At 44.3% G+C, this 291-nt stretch carries 1 protein-coding gene; it reads left to right on the top strand.

The window, feature by feature from the left end; genetic code table 11:
* A partial coding sequence (locus tag A3739_RS08535) for an anhydro-N-acetylmuramic acid kinase (protein WP_197472208.1) occupies positions 1 to 291 on the top strand: 291 nt, incomplete at both ends.

Below are 291 nucleotides of genomic sequence, written 5' to 3'. Positions count from 1 at the left end.
GCCAACAACTCTATATAGGCTGCATTTCAGGCACTAGCATAGACGGCCTTGATATTGCCCTCGTTAAATTCGAGGACAATAAGATCCATACAGTTCAATCTGATTGCATAAAACTACCGGAAAAATTGCGACACGCCTTATCCCAACTCTGTGATTCAAACTCTGATGAAGAGCTAGAGCGTTTTGGTCGAGTAGATCATGAACTGGGGAAGTTCATTGGTAAAAGCACGAACGACTTCCTAACTCGCCTAAACATCAATCCGGAAAGCGTTACGGCTATAGGAAGCCACG

It is taken from the genome of Oleiphilus sp. HI0067 (genome assembly GCF_001635735.1).
This window is presented reverse-complemented; position numbering and strand designations above follow the sequence as displayed.